The sequence below is a fragment of the Aquimarina algiphila genome (assembly GCF_007489275.1).
Lineage (GTDB): Bacteria > Bacteroidota > Bacteroidia > Flavobacteriales > Flavobacteriaceae > Aquimarina > Aquimarina algiphila.
Map to the genome: position 1 here is coordinate 1 of NZ_VLNR01000269.1, position 261 is coordinate 261.

Sequence of the window (261 nt, forward strand, 5' to 3'; positions counted from 1 at the left end):
AGTGTTCGAAACCTTAAAATTATGTAATTTAGGGAGAAACTATGAAGGTTTCAGAAGTTTTAAATTATATTCCAAAGGATGAATTAGAAAAATTATCATTGGACTATAAAGTGGATTATCAAATTAAGAAACTTGATGGTCAGACCATGTTTCAATTATTGTTGTTTTCCATGCTAAATGTAAAGCAGAATAGTTTGCGAGTCATGGAAGAATTTTATCATTCTCTAGCTTTTAAAAGCATTGCAAATACTAGCTTTAAAG

1 protein-coding gene is annotated in these 261 nt (G+C 28.7%); it reads left to right on the forward strand.

Features of this window, described 5'->3' with window-relative positions; genetic code table 11:
- Positions 1–41: 41 nt before the first annotated feature.
- Positions 42–261, forward strand: a 220-nt coding sequence (locus tag FOF46_RS31250) for a DUF4372 domain-containing protein (RefSeq protein ID WP_143919304.1), incomplete at its 3' end; no start/stop codon positions are given.